At 62.4% G+C, this 18,177-nt stretch carries 18 protein-coding genes; 9 read left to right on the top strand and 9 right to left on the bottom strand.

The genetic code is table 11. The features are described from left to right. On the top strand, positions 1-508 hold a 508-nt coding region (locus JHD73_RS14055), incomplete at its 5' end, for a rhomboid family intramembrane serine protease (RefSeq protein WP_199030892.1). Between the two features lie 189 nt (positions 509-697). Here JHD73_RS14055 and JHD73_RS14050 read toward each other — a convergent pair. From JHD73_RS14050 to JHD73_RS14030, 5 genes are all read right to left on the bottom strand, one after another. Further along, positions 698-1,198, bottom strand: coding sequence for a BCAM0308 family protein (locus JHD73_RS14050; protein WP_199030891.1), 501 nt, complete (start codon positions 1,196-1,198; stop codon positions 698-700). 148 nt (positions 1,199-1,346) lie between these two features. Next, positions 1,347-2,117 carry an ABC transporter permease gene (locus JHD73_RS14045; protein ID WP_199030890.1) on the bottom strand — a complete coding sequence of 257 codons (771 nt, stop codon included), beginning with the start codon at positions 2,115-2,117 and terminating at the stop codon, positions 1,347-1,349. 3 nt (positions 2,118-2,120) lie between these two features. Next, complete coding sequence (locus JHD73_RS14040) at positions 2,121-2,948, bottom strand: ATP-binding cassette domain-containing protein (protein WP_199030889.1); 828 nt, start codon at positions 2,946-2,948, stop codon at positions 2,121-2,123. Between the two features lie 37 nt (positions 2,949-2,985). Then, entirely contained in the window at positions 2,986-3,933 is a 948-nt protein-coding gene (locus JHD73_RS14035) for a DUF2950 domain-containing protein (protein ID WP_199030888.1), read from the bottom strand. After that, positions 3,933-5,132: a DUF3300 domain-containing protein gene (locus tag JHD73_RS14030; RefSeq protein ID WP_199030887.1), complete on the bottom strand. Its 1,200-nt coding sequence runs from the start codon at positions 5,130-5,132 to the stop codon at positions 3,933-3,935. The genes JHD73_RS14035 and JHD73_RS14030 overlap by 1 nt, the downstream gene beginning before the upstream one ends. Positions 5,133-5,366: 234 nt before the next feature. Between JHD73_RS14030 and JHD73_RS14025 the strand changes: the two genes are divergently transcribed. Then, entirely contained in the window at positions 5,367-6,344 is a 978-nt protein-coding gene (locus JHD73_RS14025) for a 1-phosphofructokinase family hexose kinase (RefSeq protein ID WP_199030886.1), read from the top strand. Here JHD73_RS14025 and JHD73_RS14020 read toward each other — a convergent pair. From JHD73_RS14020 to JHD73_RS14005, 4 genes are all read right to left on the bottom strand, one after another. Next, positions 6,306-7,322: a CorA family divalent cation transporter gene (locus JHD73_RS14020; protein WP_199030885.1), complete on the bottom strand. Its 1,017-nt coding sequence runs from the start codon at positions 7,320-7,322 to the stop codon at positions 6,306-6,308. The two genes, JHD73_RS14025 and JHD73_RS14020, sit on opposite strands and share 39 nt — an antisense overlap. Before the next feature lie 87 nt (positions 7,323-7,409). Beyond that, positions 7,410-9,263: an ATP-dependent zinc metalloprotease FtsH gene (gene ftsH, locus JHD73_RS14015; protein WP_199030894.1), complete on the bottom strand. Its 1,854-nt coding sequence runs from the start codon at positions 9,261-9,263 to the stop codon at positions 7,410-7,412. Between the two features lie 141 nt (positions 9,264-9,404). Then, positions 9,405-9,626 carry a hypothetical protein gene (locus JHD73_RS14010; protein WP_199030884.1) on the bottom strand — a complete coding sequence of 74 codons (222 nt, stop codon included), beginning with the start codon at positions 9,624-9,626 and terminating at the stop codon, positions 9,405-9,407. A gap of 86 nt (positions 9,627-9,712) precedes the next feature. Next, positions 9,713-9,919, bottom strand: coding sequence for a lecithin retinol acyltransferase family protein (locus tag JHD73_RS14005; protein WP_199030883.1), 207 nt, complete (start codon positions 9,917-9,919; stop codon positions 9,713-9,715). A 321-nt stretch (positions 9,920-10,240) separates the two neighbouring features. Here JHD73_RS14005 and JHD73_RS14000 point away from each other — a divergent pair, with 321 nt between their 5' ends. The 7 genes from JHD73_RS14000 (at position 10,241) to JHD73_RS13970 (ending at position 18,151) form a co-directional block, all read left to right on the top strand. Further along, positions 10,241-10,663, top strand: a complete 423-nt coding sequence (locus JHD73_RS14000; RefSeq protein WP_199030882.1) for an Hsp20/alpha crystallin family protein — start codon at positions 10,241-10,243, stop codon at positions 10,661-10,663. A 15-nt stretch (positions 10,664-10,678) separates the two neighbouring features. Next, positions 10,679-12,037, top strand: a complete 1,359-nt coding sequence (locus JHD73_RS13995; RefSeq protein WP_199030881.1) for an MBL fold metallo-hydrolase RNA specificity domain-containing protein — start codon at positions 10,679-10,681, stop codon at positions 12,035-12,037. Between the two features lie 2 nt (positions 12,038-12,039). Beyond that, complete coding sequence (locus tag JHD73_RS13990) at positions 12,040-13,002, top strand: ribose-phosphate pyrophosphokinase (RefSeq protein WP_233176967.1); 963 nt, start codon at positions 12,040-12,042, stop codon at positions 13,000-13,002. 55 nt (positions 13,003-13,057) lie between these two features. Then, a complete protein-coding gene (locus tag JHD73_RS13985) occupies positions 13,058-13,336 on the top strand; it encodes a DUF1488 domain-containing protein (protein ID WP_199030880.1) in 279 nt (92 codons plus the stop codon). A gap of 20 nt (positions 13,337-13,356) precedes the next feature. Beyond that, entirely contained in the window at positions 13,357-14,931 is a 1,575-nt protein-coding gene (locus tag JHD73_RS13980; protein WP_199030879.1) for a thymidine phosphorylase family protein, read from the top strand. Positions 14,932-14,934: 3 nt separating this feature from the next. Next, positions 14,935-17,562: a magnesium-translocating P-type ATPase gene (mgtA, locus tag JHD73_RS13975; RefSeq protein WP_199030878.1), complete on the top strand. Its 2,628-nt coding sequence runs from the start codon at positions 14,935-14,937 to the stop codon at positions 17,560-17,562. Positions 17,563-17,701: 139 nt separating this feature from the next. After that, complete coding sequence (locus JHD73_RS13970) at positions 17,702-18,151, top strand: hypothetical protein (RefSeq protein WP_199030877.1); 450 nt, start codon at positions 17,702-17,704, stop codon at positions 18,149-18,151. The last annotated feature ends 26 nt before the right edge of the window (positions 18,152-18,177 follow it).

Below are 18,177 nucleotides of genomic sequence, written 5' to 3'. Positions count from 1 at the left end.
GTGGCCGCTGGTGGCGTCGGCGGGTGATGGCAATGGCGTGTTCATGCCTTGGCAGCCGCTGACCTACGCTTTCCTCCACGCAAATGGCGCCCATCTTGTGCTCAACATGTTCGGTCTCTACATGTTCGGGCGCGATGTCGAGCGCACGTTAGGTGCGCTGCGCGCCTGGCTGCTTTACGTGTCCAGCATATTGAGTGCCGCATTGGCTCAAATCGTTTGCACAGCGCTGGGGTTCCTTCCAGCGGCGCCGGTGATTGGCGCTTCGGGTGGCGTGTTCGGACTGCTCCTGGCGTATTGCGTACTGTTCCCGCATCGAACCGTCATTCTGTTGATTCCGCCCATTCCGATGCCAGCCTGGTTGTTGGCGACCCTCTACGCGATCGTTGAACTGGTGCTTGGCGTGAGCCGAACACAAGGCAATGTCGCGCATTTCGCCCATCTGGGCGGCATGGTTGGGAGCGGGCTGATGCTCTGGCATTGGTTGCACGGCCCAGCGCGGGAATCATAGGGCGGGCGTGTGTTGTCTCAGCGCTATCCGTAGCGTTTCAAGCTGGAGGCGCACAGCGCCGTTGTTGGGTCGCAAACGGTGTGGAACATGCTTCGCGACGGCGTTCCGCTGAAGGGCGTCCACCGTGCCGCCAGCGCAGAGACGGAGGTCTTTCTGGGGCGGCGGCACCTTGTCTTCTGTCTTGATGCGCTATCGAGCCCACTCCACATGCAGTTCGGTTGCGGCGTTGCCGTAATTGAACGTCAGTCGCCCCTGGAACGCATGGTGGATTGCGTGGCCGATGTCTCGCGCCAGGTGGAACCCTGTTGTCAGGATTTCGGTGCTGTCTGCCGTCGACTCCACCGCCATGATGCGCTCCATTGGGTGGTCCGCCCGCAACGCCGCTTCGCGATGGCGCGCGAGCATGAGGACTTCTTCCCGATGGGCCGCTTCAAAGTGACCTGACAGACGGATGCGTGCTGCGGGCACTTGATCCGCCGCGCGCCGGCAAGCGGAGCAGACCATCGTCTTTGCGCCGGGAGGCGGATTGCGCCACTGCCAGCGGCCCTTCAGAAAGACGGCTCCGCAAACCGGGCAGCAGCTTGCTGCCGGGGTTTTGTCGGGTTGGCGGTAGTGCTCATGGATCGGCTCTTCGGAGAAAGGGCTCCAGCGTGCCGGCCGGACCCGCCCGGATTGGGAACGCAATTTCATGTTGACTCCTGTTGATCGCAGTTCTGCCGATGCGCAGCGCACTTCGATCTGGAGCGAGCGGTCGGTCATTTCTCAGCTTAGCCATCGCAACGCATTGCGGTTTGGGCTGGATCAAGCAAACCTCCCTCGCGCGGCAGGATGACGGCCGTCAACGCGCCAGGCTTGGATAGAGGCGCGTGGCAACGGCCAGCAGCACCGCGAATACGCCGATCATGACGCCAAAGCTAGTTGTGATGCCGTAGTTGCTGACACCCCCGACGATCATCGCGCCACGCAGCGTATCGACGAGGTAGGTGAGTGGGTTGATCGTGGCGAGAACCCGCAACCAGGGCGGCATGAGGTCGAGCGGGTAGATCGCGTTCGAGGCGAAGAAAAGTGGCATCGTCAACACCTGGCCGATGCCCATGAAGCGCTCACGTGTCTTCACGATGCAGGCAATTACCAAAGAAAACGTGGAAAAAATGCACGAGCCGATGAACACGCTGCAAATGACAGTCACGATAGCCAGCGGCTGCGTGCGCACGGAAACGTGAAGCGCCACGGCAATGAGGTAGACGACCATCGCCTGAACGAGGCCACGCAGGGCAGCAGCGAACGCCTTGCCAAGTACCAGAGCACTGCGGTGGGCAGGCGTGACCAACAGCTTGTGAACAATGCCCAGGTCGCGCTCCCAGATGATGGCAATGCCGTAGAAGATTGAGGAGAACAGAATGCTCTGCGCCAGGATGCCCGGCGTCATGTAGTCGAGGTAGCGCAGTTGGCCGGTGGGAATACCGCGCACGGCGCTGAACACCTGGCCGAACACGACAAGCCACAGCACCGGTTGGATGGCGCGAGAGAGCAGCTCGGTCGGATCGCGGCGCAGTTTGCGTATCTCTGCGTCTGCAACGGCGAAACTTTCGTACAGGACACCGAACATTCGTCACCCCAGTCGTCGGATGGCACTTCGGCTTTCGCGAATGTTTCGGTAACTGCCGCCATGCTCGATCACTGCGCCGCTGAAATGTGCGAATACGTCATTCAGGTCTGCCCCGGGGCCCACTTGCGATTTCAGTTCCTCAGGCTTGCCGACGACAGCGAGTCGGCCTTCGTGGAGCACCGCCAGACAGTCGCACAGTACGTCGGCTTCTTCCATGTCGTGCGTTGTGATGAGGATCGTCACCTGGTGGTCCTGGCAAAGCTGCTCAAGGCGCTCCCACACGGTCTTTCGCGCCATCGGGTCCAGGCCAATCGTCGGCTCGTCGAGGAACAGGATCTCGGGGTGGTGCAATGTTGCTTGCGCTACCTCCAGGCGGCGGATCATGCCGCCTGAATAGGTCCGCACGAGGTAATCGGCCACATTGCCAAGCCCCGCGAACGCCAGCGCCTCCTGTACGCGCTCCTTGCGGCGGGCACCATGAAGGCCGTGCAGGCGAGCTGACAGATCCAGGTTCTCACGCGCAGTCAGTGCGCCGTCGGCTGACAGCAGTTGCGGCACATACCCGATACGGCGCCGCACCTCGACAGGGCTCCTGGCTACATCGAAACCGGCAACTCTGGCCGAACCTGAGCTGGCATCGAGCAAGGTCGTCAGGATCTTGATCGTGGTGCTCTTGCCCGCGCCATTCGGGCCGAGCAGGCCGAAGATCTGCCCTTTGGCGATGGCCAGCGAAAACCCATCGAGTGCCACCACACTACCGAATCGCTTGGTCAACTGCTCCGTTACGATTGCGGGGGCCTCGTTGCTATTCGGGGTGGGCGTTCCGTTCATGACGTGGTGTATGCGGCGGGCGTGTTTCTGGGCCATCTCAGGGGAGTGCGGGCTTCCAGCTGTCATCCGGGTCATACACCCGCATGCGACGGGCGATGTCAGCCGTGTGCGGCCCGAGGTTCTTCTCGTAGACGACACCGTTTTGATTGACGACGAATGTCATGACGCCGGATGCACCAAACGCCGCAGGGAAGGCGAGCAATGCAAAGCCGCGCGTCATGTGTCCGTTGACAACGTAGTCGTGTGCGCCACCCGGTGCATGGGCGCCCTGCTGCGTCAGAATGCGAAAGACATAGCCATGAAATGGCGTGACAACTACAGCAGCCGATATGGAGTGACGTTGGGCGTCTGCGATCGCGATGAGTGGCCCCATCGGGCTTTCTTCCTCGCCGGCCGAGGCGACCCAGTAGAGGCCATCGTGCTTGCCGGGTGAACTGGCAATACGTTGGGCGAACTCGGGCTGCCCATCCACGGTGCGATGCGATGTGGCATAGCGCAACTGTGCTTCAACATATGCGCGGCAGACGCGGATGGCATGGGCCTCGTGATGGCCGATGCGCCGGTCAATGATCTGCTGCGCACCGGCTTGGGTATCAAACTGCCATTGCGCGCCGCGCATTGCCAACGGAATCGGATAAGGCCAATCGTCCTTGCCAAGAATGATGACTGCATAGCCCGCGCCATCGGTTTCGATTCGATGCGCTTCGTCGTACGCTGAGGCCAGTTTGCTTCGGGCGATCTGTTCTCCGATCGGGTCGCCGGACCGCACCAGCTTCGCCCCACCTGGGCCGAACAGTGCGAGAAGAGCATCGCTATTGCCGCTGCGCCAGGCAGCGGCCAACGCCTCGGCGGCCTTCTCGGGGGAGGCGAAGCCCTGCTGCAACTGCCGGTCGGCCCATGATGACGGGCACGTCATCCAGGCCGCCAGCGCCACAAGAAGGATGGCAAGACGGCGCAGGCACGCCACTTTGCAAGTCTCTCGCATCATCGTCTCCTGCCGCCGCCAGCGGGTGCGGCGTGTGGCGCGGCACCTCTGAACGAGGGCGCGCTTGTTTGCGGTGCGGCCGACATACGGCTGGCTTGCCCACGTTGCGCTTGGCCGCGCACGTCGGCGCCGTGTCCGTACGACTCGAATGTTGGTGGGTAGCTTGGCGACGGTGCACGCGCAGCCGGGCGCGCCGTAGGCGCCTGACGTGGCGAGCTCCGCGGCGCATCGAGCGCCGGGCGTGCAGGTCCCACGGGAGAGGGGCGAATGACGGATCCGGCCGGCGTTGCGGAGGGCATCGGATAGCCCTGGAAACCACGCCGCACATCCGGTGAAATGGCTGCGCCACCGAATCGCCCCGCTGGTATCGCGCTTGGATAGGGAACGCCGTGACGATGCCCCGGATCATGTGCCCAGATACCGCTGATGGGAGCGCGATGGTGGTCGATATTGCCGAAGCGCCCGCGATCAATATCAATGCGATGGCCGTGCCAGTTGACGTGGTCCCAGCCCCACAGCGGGACGACCACCGAGAAACCGACCCAGCCGATACCGAGCCCGCCGATGACCACACCACCCCAGATATCGGGAAAGAGGTAGGGCGGGTACGCGGGATACGGCCAAGGCGCATAGACGACGTAGGGATCGTAGACCGGAACGTAGACGACTTCAGGATTGGTCGGCTCGATGGTGATGGCACCATCCTCTGTCGACACCATCGCCTGCGTGGTCGATGCCAGTGTGCCGGCAGCGGCGGCATGACTGCGTAGGCGTTGGATTGAATCCATCACAGCCGCCTCGTCCGCCAGGAATGCGTTGCCCACGCGCTCTGTCCAGTCGAGGTTGTCATCCATCATGCGCAGCAGCCCCGGGAACGGCACCAGCGATTTCACACTCGGGTCCCATGGTAGCGGTGCAAGCGCGTTGGTCAACGAATCACCGCCAAGCGCGGCGTGGCTGGGCTCCTGCAGCCAACGATCGGCCTGCACCACTTCGAGCGGATACGTGGCCGCCATGAGGATCTGGGAGACAAGCGGATCCGGGTACAGCGCGATTGGCGCCAACAGTGGATCGAGCTGTTCGGCACTGGCCAGAGGCGGGTCGCTCACCAGCACGCCAGGTTGAGAGAAGGCCACGTTGAAGAGCAGCAGCACGAGCGCCAGGGCCACTGCCAGCGGCTTCACCGATCTCGCGTTCATCGACAGCCTCCTCACCTTCACGACATTGGAGCAGCGAGCCCTTGGCGGGCCTGTTCCTCATGCGATCCATATTGGGTCAGGCGTGCCGATGACGGTTGATGCGTATCAACGCTGGCGCGCATTTGCGTGCCCATGATGAGAGTGGAGTGGAGTACGGCTCGCAAACTGCCGGGAAGAGCCGGTTGTGGGTGCGGCGCGGTGCCGTGTTTCGAATCGTCGCCCAGGAGGCTTGCCATGCCGGACATCGTCACGCTCACCGTCAACCCAGCGATCGATATCGCCACGTCGGTCGAGTGCATGACGGATACGCACAAGATGCGCTGCGCCGCGGTGCGCAGCGACCCGGGCGGAGGGGGCATCAACGTTGCCCGCGTCGTCCATCGCTTAGGCGGCGATTGCCTGGCCGTGTATCTTGCCGGTGGCCCCATGGCGGAACGCTTGGCATGGCTATTGACCGCAGAAGGGCTGCCATTCGAGCAGCTCCGGATTGGTGGCGAGACCCGGGAGAATTTTTCGGTAACGGAAACCTCCACCCACCGCGAGTTCCGGTTCGTGATGCCAGGCCCAGTCGTCTCTGAGGCGGAGTGGCAGCACTGCCTGGACCGCCTTGATGGGCTGCACCCTGCGCCGCTCTACCTCGTATTGAGCGGAAGCCTGCCGCTCGGGGTGCCTGAAGATTTTTACGCACGGGTCATCCGCATGGCCAAGGCGCACGGCAGCCGCGTCGTACTGGATACATCGGGGCCGACACTGCGTCTTGCGCTGCCTAGCGCGCCCTACCTGATCAAGCCGAGCCTCAACGAGCTTCGGCAACTGACTGGACTGACCCTGGAGACGGGAGCCGATTGCTTGCGTGCGGCCCGGGAGATTGTCCAGGCAAGGCATGCAGATGTCGTCGCACTCACGCTGGGTGCGGGCGGAGCCATGCTGGTGACCCAGGACGACGTGGCGTATGCAAGCTCCGTTGCAACGTCGGTTCACAGCACCATTGGTGCGGGCGATAGCTTTGTCGGCGCAATGGTGTGGGCGTTGAATTGGGGAGCTGACGTGCGCCAGGCATTTCGGTACGGCATGGCCGCCGCCGGCGCTGCCCTCGGGCATGCTGGAACCGAGCTGGGTAGCGCCGCAGAAATCGAGCGGTACTACCAGGGCGTTTCGCTATCGAGCGCAGCTTCAGTCGTGTCTGCGCCGAAAGATGAGCCACGCACTTAGGCTCGTCAGCGTGAGTGATAGCAGGGCAACAATCCAGAAACCGTTCTGTGCGCCTCGGAACGGAATACCGCCGATGTTCATTCCCAGCAGCCCTGAGACCAGGTTGATCGGCAAGGCCACCACAGTCACCGCCGTCAGCACCCACACGCTCTGGTTGGTATGCTCGGCGACCCTGTCGGCGATTTCGCCTTCGATCAATTGGATCCGCTCTTGAAGGCCAGCCATGTCCCGCAGCGCCAGGGAGTATTCCTCGGCCGATTGCCTTAAGGATTGCGCGTCCTCCTCTCGCATCCAGCGCGGAGGGTGATTGACCAGCCGGAACAGCGCTGCTGGTTCTGGCGCCAGCAGACGCCGCAGGCGCACAAGATCGCGGCGAATGCCGCCCAGGCTCGAACGCGTTGGCAGATTTCCGACACGCAGAGCGGTTTCCACTTCATTCGCGGTTTGGGTCGCACTTCGCACAATGCCCAGCAAGACATCAGCCTGCTCTTGCAACAGTCGGATCAGGAGTGCCGCTGGGCTGAGAAAAGTGCTGCCGGCCTCCACCTCGCGGCTTAACCGGTCGACTGAACGCGGGGGTAGGCTGCTGACGCTCAGCAGACACCGAACGCTGACACTCAGCCATAACGTCGCGACGCTGGGCGGGCCCTTGTGGTCAACGTCGTAATCGACGTCGTTGACCACGGCAATGAGATTCTGATGGACGTGTTCGATGCGGGTCGAGCGTAGACCTTCCCGCAGGGCATCGCCGAACCCCAGAGGCAGCGTCACAAATTGGCTTGGCCAACCGCTCAGTACGGTTGGGACGTCATGGAAATGCAGCCAAAGGAACCCTGGGGCCTCGCTTGGAGGGCGGCTGAGCCATTCGATGGCCTCATCTGCGTTGATCCTGCGGCCGGTTCCGCCTTCCGCAAACACGTAGCCACGATCCAGCGGCAGGGAACGTACTTCCTCTGTTGCCAGTGTTTCGGTGCTCATTTCGGCCTCCTTGCATCTGTCCTGCTGGATGGGCCTGCGTTCAGTCTTCACATCGTTCACGCAGTGTCCTGGCTTGACCCTGTTCAGTCATGGGTCGGCCAGGACCCTGTCCAGATCCTGCCGATCGACCACCTCCTTCTCGAGCAGCCGTCGGGCCAGCGCTTCGAGCTTGGTGCGTTGGCCCTTCAACGTGGCTGTTACGCGGGTGCTTGCCTCGGCCAGCACGTTGCGTACCTCCGTGTCGATCAACTGCGCGGTGTTTTCGCTATAGTCCTTGCGTTCGCGCCGCGCCCATCCTGTACCCGAGAAGAGGGGGTTGGGCGCATCTTCATAGGTGGCCAGGCCGAGCTGTTGGCTCATGCCGAACTGGGTGACCATCTGGCGGGCCATGTCGGTGGCGCGTTGCAGGTCGTTCTGCGCGCCGGTGGAGACATCGCCATAGACGATCTGCTCCGCCACATAGCCGCCCAGCAGCACATCGAGCCGGTCGAGCAACTCGCTGCGCTTGAGAAGATAGCGATCTTCCGTGGGGGTTTGCTGCGTGTAGCCCAGCGCGGTAACGCCTCTGGGAATGATGGACACCTTGGAGACGCGGTCCGCCAGGGGGCGATGCTCTGCAACGATGGCGTGTCCTGCTTCGTGGTAGGCGATGGTCTCCTTCTCCTTGGCGTTGATCACGCGGCTCCTCTTTTCGAGCCCACCGACGATACGATCCAGTGCCTCGTCAAAGTCTTCTGACTCGACCGCCGATTTGCCCTTGCGGGCGGCCAACAGCGCCGCTTCGTTGGCGAGGTTGGCCAAGTCCGCCCCAGCAAAGCCGGGCGTGCGGGCGGCGATCTTGTTCAAGTCCACATCGCTGCCGAGCGTGACATTTTTGACATGAACCCGAAGGATCTGCTCGCGCCCCTTGAGGTCTGGCCGATCCAGTGCGATGTGGCGGTCGAAGCGGCCGGGGCGCAGCAGCGCCGGGTCCAGTATCTCGGGGCGGTTGGTCGCTGCCATGATGATGACGCCTTTGTTGCTGTCAAAGCCGTCCATCTCCACCAGCAGCTGGTTCAGGGTCTGCTCGCGTTCTTCGTTGCCGCCAACCATGCTCAGCGCGCGGGTTCTGCCCAAGGCATCGAGTTCGTCGATGAAGATGATGCAGGGCGCCATGGTCTCGGCCTGGCTGAACAGGTCGCGCACCCGAGCGGCACCCACACCCACAAACATCTCGACAAAGCTGGAGCCGCTCATGCTGAAGAATGGAACCGCCGCTTCACCCGCAACAGCCTTGGCAAGCAACGTCTTGCCGGTGCCGGGGGCTCCCACCAGCAAAACCCCTTTGGGAATCCTGCCGCCCAGGCGTTGGTACCGCAGGGGATCCTTCAGAAAGCTCACGATTTCAGACAGCTCTTCCTTGGCTTCGTCGATACCGGCAACATCAGCAAAGGTCACGCCCGTTTCCTTCTGCATGTAGACCTTGGCTTTACTCTTTCCGATCTCCATCAGCCCGCTGGCGGCGCCCCCAATGCGCTTGATGAGAAAACGCCACAGGGCCAAGACGATGAGCACGGGCACGACCCATGACAGGAGCGCCCCCAGCCACTTGTTGTCAGGGCGGCCAACAAAGCGCACCTTGGCGGCTTCCAGTTCCGGCACGAGCGTCGGATCGGTCACACGCAGTGTCAGGAAAGCATGGTCACCTTTACCTGCGCGGTTGATTTCTTCGATCTGCGGCTTCGAGAGGAGCGCGTCAACGCCCTCCGTGGAGAACGTGCCGGTGATGTCCTGTTCACCAACGGAAACGTCCTTGATCTTGCCCGCCTTCAACAGCACCTTGAAATCGCTGTAAGGCAGTGTCTCGACCTGATCGGAGAGGAACAGGGTCTGGATGGCGAGTATGGCCAACATCGCCACGATGCCATACCAGATAGAGAATTTTTGCTGCCGCGGTTCCATGCCGTCTATCCGTTTGTTGGCCTCGCTCAAGAGTGCTGCCGTTGCGTGGCCGACGTACCGAGCCTGCTTGGAGCTTCGCGCTTTCAACCGAAGCGCGTTTGATACGGATCAACGGACCCGCACACGTGAGCGTTCACACGGCTATCTGGGGCGCACGTGAGATGGAGGGAACAGCTGCCAGCAGCCGGTCTGGTGGCGAAAGAAGATGATCGCCAGCGTCGGCGTCGATGTGGCCAGCTCTGCTCGCACGCAACCGCGTTCGAGCCCGGGACAGTGCAGGCGCGTGATGCGCAGATGCGGCGTATCGCTCGGGCCAAACCACTTGGCGAGCAATTCGCGAAGAGATGTGTGGTCGTTCAGCATTTTGTCCTCCAGCTTCTGCGGTCTTCTCGTACGCATGCCGTCTGGTGCCTCTGGCGACCTGCGCTTCGGGCCATGCTGTGCGCCACTCAACGGCAAGCGCTAGCAGCATCAGCCGAAAAAGTGTGCATGCGGCCCGCATAGTGAATCACCTGACCATCGCCCACATGGATGCTGTGATGCTCATACCCCTTGCGCTCGGTGTCGAGATGCGCGCCGACGAGCAAGGCCAGATGCGGCTGGGCAACCCCTTCCTGTGCGTGCCATACGGTGGGGGCTGCGATGTTCCGACGCATGGCGTGCCCCTGTGGGGTGGCCTGCTTGTATGCCCCCAGTATTGGCGGCGCAGGCAAGGGCGTCATGCAGGCAGGGCTGAATATGCTGTCGGGCCGGTGCGCCTTCGTGTCAGGGAAATCTGACAGGCGTTGTGGACCCCTCCGAAGGCACCGAGGCGGGCGATGGTAAGGGGCATCAGATCGCTTGGGGCTGATGGCGCACGCGGCCAGGATGACGATGCCTCGCGACGTTGATCTGCCGCAAAACGTGTCCGACCCGTCGTGCCACGATGAATAGGCCGGCCCCCCGAGTTCTGCGGGGCCATTCATCAGGAGGCTGTCATGAGTCAAATCAGGCGTTACGACCCATTTGCCATCGAACCGGTGGGTGACATTTTTCAAGGGCTTCTGCGGTCATTTCGCGGTGGCGTGGAGGGCGCATTGCCGTTCAAAGTCGACGTAACGGAATCCGACACTGCGTACACCGTCGTTGCGGAAATCCCGGGCGCGAAGAAGGAAGACATTGACGTGACCGTCGACCGCGGCACGGTGATGCTCTCGGCCAAGGTGGAGCGCCAGTCCGAGAAGAAGGAGGGCGAGCGCGTCATCCGCAGCGAGCGTTACAGCGGATCGATGCAGCGTATGTTCACGCTGGATGCCGTCATCGACGAAGGCAAGGTCGAAGCCACCTACGAGAACGGGCTGCTGCACGTGACGCTGCCCAAGAAGGAAGCTTCTCCGCAGCAACGCATCACGATTCGTTGAGCGCGGGAGCGGCGCATGCGATTGCAGTTTCTCGGGGCCACCGAAACGGTGACCGGCTCGAAGTACGTGCTGGAGACAGGCGCGCATCGCGTCATGGTTGATTGCGGGCTGTTCCAGGGCTACAAGTCCTTGCGACTGCGGAACTGGGACGCGCTTGCCGTCAATCCGCACCATATCGACGCCGTCGTCCTCACGCATGCCCATATCGACCACAGCGGCTACCTGCCGCTACTGGTGCGCAACGGGTTTCGTGGTCCCGTCTACTGCACGAAGGGTACAGCCGAGCTGTGCAACATCCTGCTGCCCGATAGCGCACGGCTTGCCGTTGAAGATGCCCAGTACGCCAACGCACAGGGTTTCTCGCGCCACCATCCTGCATTGCCCCTCTACGACGAACACGACGCTGCCAAGGCGTTACGCCGATTGCACCCCATGGGCTATGGGGAACGCTTCTCTGTGGCGGATGGGGTTGAGGCCGAGTTTCACCGTGCCGGACACATCATCGGCGCCTCCACGGTGACGGTGCTGGCGGAAGGCCGGCGCATTGTCTTCTCGGGCGATTTGGGGCGGCAAGCCGATCCTGTCATGCGTCCGCCTGAGCCCCTGGCGGAGGCCGATACCTTGCTGGTCGAATCCACCTATGGGGATCGGCTGCATCCATCCGGTGATCCGCTCGACGAACTCGAACGCATCGTGCACAGGACCCTGGAGCAGGGCGGCACGCTGCTGATTCCGGCATTTGCGGTCGGTCGCACGCAAGCGCTGCTGTACTGCCTCTACAAGCTGATCCAGGCGCATCGGATTCCGCACGTACCGATCTATCTTGATAGCCCGATGGCCGAGCGGGCCACCGAGGTGTTTGCACGCCACGTTGACGAACTGCACATCGATGCCGTGGATTGTCAGGCGGCCTGTGCTCTGGCGATTCCAGTGCAAAGCCCGCAGCAGTCGATGCATCTGTCGAACGACCGGGCGCCGAAGATCATCCTCGCAGCCAGCGGAATGGCCACTGGCGGCCGTGTCTTGCATCACCTCAAGAGCTTTGGCGGCGGCAAGCGCAATGCCATTCTGATGTCAGGTTTCCAGGCTGCCGGCACGCGTGGGGCGGCGCTGGTGGCGGGGCAGCGGCAACTGCGCGTGCATGGCCGCGATGTCGCCATCCGTGCGGCGGTTGAGCAGATCGCCAATCTTTCCGCCCACGCCGATGCCAACGAGCTGATGACCTGGCTGCGCGGCTTCTCTCGCGCGCCGCAGCAGACATTCATCGTCCACGGCGAGCCGGCCGCCAGCGACGCTTTACGCCAGCGGATTGAACGCGAGCTGCAATGGCCGGTATGCATGCCGGAGTACCGGCAGTCCTATGTGCTGAGCTGAACATGGAAACCCCAACACCACTTCGTACGGTCATGGGTGAGACGCCCAGGCGTGTGGTACTGGCCTTGCCCGGTAACCAGGCGGCGGCCGGCAGGCTGGCCGTGCCGCTGGCCGCCGAAATTGGACACGCCGAACTCAAGCGCTTTCCCGATGGTGAGTCCCACGTGAGGCTGCAAACGCCCGTGAGCGATGCTGAAGTGGTGGTCGTCTGTACGCTGGATCGGCCGGACGAGAAAGTGCTGGCGCTCCTATGGCTTGCCATTGCGGCCCACCAGGGTGGGGCGCGCCGCGTTGGACTGGTCGCGCCGTATTTGGCCTACATGCGGCAAGACGCCATCTTCCAGCCGGGGGAGATCTGCGCAGCGCAGCATTTTGCTGAGTTGCTGACACGCTACTTCGACTGGATGGTTGCGGTCGATCCTCACTTGCATCGCATTCCAAACCTGTCGGACATCTATGCGGTGCCTGCGGTGACAGTGCAGGCTGCACCGGCAGTGGCTGCCTGGTTGCAGGCCCACGTAACCAACCCGCTGTTGGTAGGGCCCGATGAAGAAAGCCGCCAGTGGGTCGAGCACGTGGCCAACCTCTGCAATGCGCCCTGGACTGTCCTGAACAAGACGCGCCACAGCGCCTGGAGTGTGGAGGTGTCGGCTGTCCGATCCGATTTGCAGACGGAGCGCACGCCTGTACTGCTTGACGACATCATCTCGACCGGCCGCACCATGATCGCAGCGGCCAACCAGTTGCGCAGGGCAGGATTGCCGCGCCCCGTATGCGTGGCAGTGCATGCCGTGTTTTCCGCCGATGCCTACAGCGAGCTGAGCGCCGTAGCGGCCGACGTGGTCACCTGCGACACCATCGCCCACCCCACGAACCGCATCGAGCTGACGGAGCCTATCGCCGCGGCGATCTCGCACATGTTTGATCTACCTCTGCCCACCGCGACGCGGCGCCTTGCGTGGTAAGGGCTGGGTTCCTACGCTGACGATGCCAAGACCCCCACCCCGTGAGAGATGCCTTATGAAACAGATCGAATTCCTGGCTTGCGAGCCAACCTACTGTGCGGTGGGCCCAACGTTGCTGTGCGGCGCCTCGGTGGATGGCAATAACGCTACCTATGCCATTACGGCAGAAGCACTCGAAGACCACTTTGGTGCCCGGTCGTGCCGTTCAGAAGATCTCGTGCAGGCCTTCTCGGGGCACCGCAACGATATCGAGGCCGTTGCCCGGGCCATGTTTGAGATGACCGGGTCCAAGCAGATCACCCTGCATAGTGGCCACTTCCGCTTTGGCCTCTAAGCGGATCGGGAGCCGTCGCCATGCTTGTTCCGCCTGAGGTAACGGTGCTGCCAGATCGGTTGATCTTCAAGCCCCTGGGCATCGACACCTGGCAGGAGCATGTCATCTACATGCATCCGGACTGTGCGATCTGCCGGTCGGAAGGGTTCACCGCACAGGCCCGGGTGGATGTACGGATTGGCCGGCGGTCCTTGATAGCGACACTCAATCTGGTTGGTTCAGGCTTGCTGGAGATGCACGAGGTCAGCCTGTCCGTCAGCGCCGTCGAGTCGCTGATGGCTAGGCCGGGCGATGCCGTGACCGTCAGCCATGCTCCCGCGCTGGAGTCGTTGCGGGCGGTGCGGGCCAAGATCTATGGGGCGCATCTGGATACGCACCAACTGGCAAGCGTCGTGAGCGATATCGCCAAGGAGCGCTATGCCGATGTCCATATCGCAGCATTCCTGAGCGCTTGCGGCGGCGAGCGTATGAGCATCAAAGAGACCATCGACCTGACGCAAGCGATGGTCGATACGGGTGAGCGTCTCAAATGGGATCGCGCCGTCGTGGCGGACAAGCATTGCGTGGGCGGCCTGCCCGGCAACCGTACCAGCCCGATCGTGGTGGCGATTGCAGCAGCGGCGGGGCTTTTGCTGCCCAAGACGTCCTCACGCGCGATCACCTCACCCGCCGGCACGGCCGACACAATGGAAACCCTCACTCGCGTGGCGTTGAGCGCCACGGAGCTGCGGCGCGTGGTTGATCGGGTGGGGGCTTCATTAGCCTGGGGCGGTGCGTTGAGCCTGAGCCCCGCAGATGATGTGCTGATCCGCGTGGAGCGGGCGCTGGATGTGGACAGCGATGCCCAGCTGGTGGCCTCCATCCTGTCAAAGAAGATCGCGGCTGGGTCGACCCACGTGTTGATCGACGTGCCGGTTGGGCCGACAGCCAAAGTGCGCCGCCTGCAGGATCTGGAGCGTTTGCGCATGCTGCTGGAGCGCGTGGCGCGAGCGTTTGGTGTGCGCGTCATGATCGTGCGTACCGACGGCTCTCAACCCGTCGGCCGTGGCATTGGCCCGGCACTTGAAGCGCGAGACGTTCTGGCCGTGCTGCAGCGCTCGCCAACGGCACCGTTTGATTTGCGGGAACGGTCGTTGCTGCTGGCTGCGGTACTGCTGGAGTTCTGTGAGGCGGCAGCGCAGGGCGAGGGGCTTCAATTGGCGACGAGCTTGCTTGACAGTGGTGCTGCGTGGCGCAAGTTCGAGGAGATCTGCGAAGCGCAAGGCGGGCTGCGCGTACCGGGCGAAGCGATTTTTCGTCGCGATGTTGTTGCCGAACACGATGGCATCGTGACCGAGATCGACAACCGGCACCTCGCCCGTATCGCCAAGCTTGCCGGGGCGCCGGTGCGCCAAGTGGCCGGCGTAGAAATGCACGCAAGGCTGCACGATCAGGTTCAGGCGGGGCAGCCGCTCTTTACCATTCACGCTCAGGCCTCGGGCGAGTTGGAGTACTCCTCAGCCTATGCGCGGATGCACGCGGCGGTATCTCTGGCCCCAATCGAGCATGTGGCTGTGTGCTCGCCTGAGGCACCCACTTGCCAGCAAGGGCAGTGAACGATGCGCGGGCGGCCATCCTGGAGGGCAATTCCAAAGGCGATGCAACCGCATTCGGCCCGCACGAGCCCATCGGCATGGGCGGCAATGCAACCGCAGGATGTGCTCGATAGCCTGGAGACACGACCGCAAGGCCTGACGCAGCAAGAGGCCGCCGCGCGCCTTCGCGAGTACGGTCTGAACCGGGTGGCCGACGGGCACCATGCATCCGTACTTGCCGAGCTGGCAAATCGCTCACTCAATCCGCTCAACGTACTGCTGATTTCACTGGCGGGTATCTCGGCCGCGCTTGGCGACATTCGGGCGGCTGTCCTGATTGCGGGGATGGTGGTGCTGAGCGTGACGCTGGGGTTTCTGCAGGAGCATCGCTCGAACCGGGCCGCAGAGGCGTTGCGGCGCATGGTTCATACCACCGCGGCTGCCTGCCGTATGGGCGGCGATGGAACAGAGTGCAACGAAGAGATTCCCATTGAACAGTTGGTGCCGGGTGACATCGTGCAACTCGCTGCTGGCGACATGGTGCCGGCGGACCTGCGGTTGCTCAGTGCGAAGGACTTGTTCGTCAACCAGTCCGCCTTGACCGGCGAAGCGATGCCGCAAGAACGGCACGCCGAGCAGTATGGCGGGATGGTCGACGCAGACTTCGATCTGCCCAACCTGTGCTTCATGGGCAGCGCGATTGTCAGCGGATTTGGCACAGGCGTCGTGCTGGCGACCGGTCAGCAGACCGCCTTCGGGAGCGTGGCAGACCTGATTGCCGCACAGCGTGTGCAGACCAGCTTCGACCGTGGCATCACGCGCTTTACCTGGCTCATGCTGACGTTGATCCTGGTGATGGCGCCAACCGTCTTCCTTATCAACGGGTTGACCAAAGGCAACTGGTTTGAGGCGCTCTTGTTTGCTGTGGCTGTTGCAGTGGGCCTGACGCCCGAGATGCTGCCGATGATCGTGACGGTGAACCTTGCCAAGGGCGCGATCGCCATGTCGCGCAAGAAGGTCATCGTCAAGCGGCTCAACGCCATCCAGAACTTTGGTGCCATGGATGTCTTGTGTACCGACAAGACAGGCACGCTCACCCAAGACCGCATCATTCTCAAACATCACCTGGACTTGCGTGGCGAGGAGTCCGATCAGGTGCTGGAGTATGCGTTCCTGAACAGCTTCTACCAGTCTGGCCTGAAGAACCTGCTGGATATCTCGGTGCTCAAGCACGTTGAGCTGGAGCAGCGGCTGGACGTCCACGCGCGCTTTCGCAAGATTGACGAACTGCCATTCGACTTCGAGCGGCGACGCCTGTCGGTGGTTCTGGAGCGGAGCGATGGCAGCCACGTTCTGATCTGCAAGGGTGCGGTGGAAGAGGTGCTGGGCGTCAGCACGCGCTACGTCAGCGGCGACGAGGTCGGTCCGCTGGAGTCAGGGCATCTGGAACACGCCAAGCGCATGGCGGAGGACTTGAATAGCGATGGTTTCCGTGCGGTGGCGGTGGCGTACAAGGCGTTACCGCAGCAACAGTCCCAGTACGCCGTGGCGGATGAGTCGGACCTGATATTGCTCGGCTTCATCGCGTTTCTTGACCCGCCGCGGGAGACCGCTGCCGAAGCCCTCTCCGCACTCAAGGCCAGCGGAGTTACCGTCAAGATCTTGACCGGTGACAACACCATCGTTGCGCGCAAGATCTGCCGAGAGGTCGGTCTGGATGTCGATCCCGTTGTACTGGGCACGGAGCTGTCCGCCATGTCGCCGGATCAGATGGCCGAGATGGCGGAGCGCGCCTCGGTGTTCGCCAAGGTGTCGCCCGCACAGAAGGCGGCGATTGTCGAGGCGCTGCACCGCAAGGGGCATGTTGTCGGCTTCATGGGGGATGGCATCAACGACGGGCCGGCGCTCAAGACGGCCGATGTCGGTATCTCGGTGGACAGTGCCGTGGACATCGCCAAGGAATCCGCCGACATCATCCTGCTGGAGAAAAGCCTGGCTGTGCTGGGCGAGGGTGTGACGGAGGGGCGCAAGGTCTTCGGCAACATCGTCAAGTACATCAAGATGGGTGCCAGCTCGAACTTCGGCAACGTGTTCAGTGTGCTGGGCGCCAGCCTGTTTCTGCCGTTTCTGCCGATGGCGCCGGTCCAGGTGCTGCTGAACAACTTGCTGTACGACTTCTCGCAAACCGCCATACCGACTGACAACGTGGATGAGGACTACCTTGTGCGGCCGCGTCGGTGGGAGATCGGCCACATCCTGAAGTTCATGCTGTACATCGGGCCTGTCAGTTCGGTGTTCGACTTTGCAACGTACGCCCTGATGCTGGGGGTGTTTCATGCTTGGGGCAATCCGCAACTTTTCCAATCGGGGTGGTTTGTCGAATCACTACTGACCCAGACGCTCATCATCCACATCATCCGGACCGCCAAGGTGCCCTTTGTGGAAAGCCGTGCAAGTACGGCTCTGATCGCAACCAGTGTCGCCATTGCCTGTGTTGGGGTTGCCATGCCGCTGACACCGTTGGGCACGCTGTTTGGCTTTGTGCCTTTGCCAGTTGCCTACTGGCCCTGCCTGGTGGCGATTGTTGTCGTTTATGCCTTGCTCACCCATCTGATGAAGACCTGGTACGTGCGCCGGTACGGGCTCGACTGAGCTGGTCGATGGTACGGGCGCCATGCACAGAGGGCGCGGGAGCGTGCCCATTTGACTATCGTCAGCCGCGCCTTGGGTCTGGCGTCGTAGCATGGGTCAAGACAAGAAGGGGTGGGAATACGCCCCAGTGGGGGAAACCATGTTGGAAAAACAGCCCGATGAAGTATTTGCGGCCACGCTGTGGGAGCTTGAGGCAACGGTGGCAGCAACCTTGCCTTGGAGCGCGTTGATTCGTGCGACGCGCTCGGATTGCGGAGGCTACAACGTTGAAGCCAAATGGCCCTGGCTCGGCGCACATGGCAATTCGATGTTGTGCGCGCTGGCGATTCATTTTCCTGCCGATGCGTCCCGCGTCTACTGCGCACTGGGCCACCCCGGTCGGGAACAGGTGTGCCGACGCATTGGTGAGTGGCTGAGTGCTGAGCTGGAGTCGCAATTCGCCGGGCTGGCGGCGGATACCGGCTTCAGCATCAACCGCACCGTGCCGACAGCGCTGTTTTTTGACGACGGCGATTCGATTCGCGTCACCGCGCAAGACAAACGGCACGACTTTGCACTGTATCGGGGCGCCCCGCCGCCGCCGTTGTGATGCCTTGCAAAGGCTGCGTGTCATTT

Origin of the sequence: Ralstonia sp. ASV6 (assembly GCF_016429285.1) — a bacterium.
GTDB classification, from domain to species: Bacteria; Pseudomonadota; Gammaproteobacteria; order Burkholderiales; family Burkholderiaceae; genus Ralstonia; species Ralstonia flaminis.
This window is presented reverse-complemented; position numbering and strand designations above follow the sequence as displayed.

Bases quoted from the DNA above. Each gene is read 5' to 3' on its own strand.
- JHD73_RS14050 (WP_199030891.1), bottom strand. From the start codon at position 1,198: ATGAAATTGCGTTCCCAATCCGGGCGGGTCCGGCCGGCACGCTGGAGC.
- JHD73_RS14045 (WP_199030890.1), bottom strand. From the start codon at position 2,117: ATGTTCGGTGTCCTGTACGAAAGTTTCGCCGTTGCAGACGCAGAGATA.
- JHD73_RS14040 (WP_199030889.1), bottom strand. From the start codon at position 2,948: ATGAACGGAACGCCCACCCCGAATAGCAACGAGGCCCCCGCAATCGTA.
- JHD73_RS14035 (WP_199030888.1), bottom strand. From the start codon at position 3,933: ATGCGAGAGACTTGCAAAGTGGCGTGCCTGCGCCGTCTTGCCATCCTT.
- JHD73_RS14030 (WP_199030887.1), bottom strand. From the start codon at position 5,132: ATGAACGCGAGATCGGTGAAGCCGCTGGCAGTGGCCCTGGCGCTCGTG.
- JHD73_RS14025 (WP_199030886.1), top strand. From the start codon at position 5,367: ATGCCGGACATCGTCACGCTCACCGTCAACCCAGCGATCGATATCGCC.
- JHD73_RS14020 (WP_199030885.1), bottom strand. From the start codon at position 7,322: ATGAGCACCGAAACACTGGCAACAGAGGAAGTACGTTCCCTGCCGCTG.
- ftsH (WP_199030894.1), bottom strand. From the start codon at position 9,263: ATGGAACCGCGGCAGCAAAAATTCTCTATCTGGTATGGCATCGTGGCG.
- JHD73_RS14010 (WP_199030884.1), bottom strand. From the start codon at position 9,626: ATGCTGAACGACCACACATCTCTTCGCGAATTGCTCGCCAAGTGGTTT.
- JHD73_RS14005 (WP_199030883.1), bottom strand. From the start codon at position 9,919: ATGCGTCGGAACATCGCAGCCCCCACCGTATGGCACGCACAGGAAGGG.
- JHD73_RS14000 (WP_199030882.1), top strand. From the start codon at position 10,241: ATGAGTCAAATCAGGCGTTACGACCCATTTGCCATCGAACCGGTGGGT.
- JHD73_RS13995 (WP_199030881.1), top strand. From the start codon at position 10,679: ATGCGATTGCAGTTTCTCGGGGCCACCGAAACGGTGACCGGCTCGAAG.
- JHD73_RS13990 (WP_233176967.1), top strand. From the start codon at position 12,040: ATGGAAACCCCAACACCACTTCGTACGGTCATGGGTGAGACGCCCAGG.
- JHD73_RS13985 (WP_199030880.1), top strand. From the start codon at position 13,058: ATGAAACAGATCGAATTCCTGGCTTGCGAGCCAACCTACTGTGCGGTG.
- JHD73_RS13980 (WP_199030879.1), top strand. From the start codon at position 13,357: ATGCTTGTTCCGCCTGAGGTAACGGTGCTGCCAGATCGGTTGATCTTC.
- mgtA (WP_199030878.1), top strand. From the start codon at position 14,935: ATGCGCGGGCGGCCATCCTGGAGGGCAATTCCAAAGGCGATGCAACCG.
- JHD73_RS13970 (WP_199030877.1), top strand. From the start codon at position 17,702: ATGTTGGAAAAACAGCCCGATGAAGTATTTGCGGCCACGCTGTGGGAG.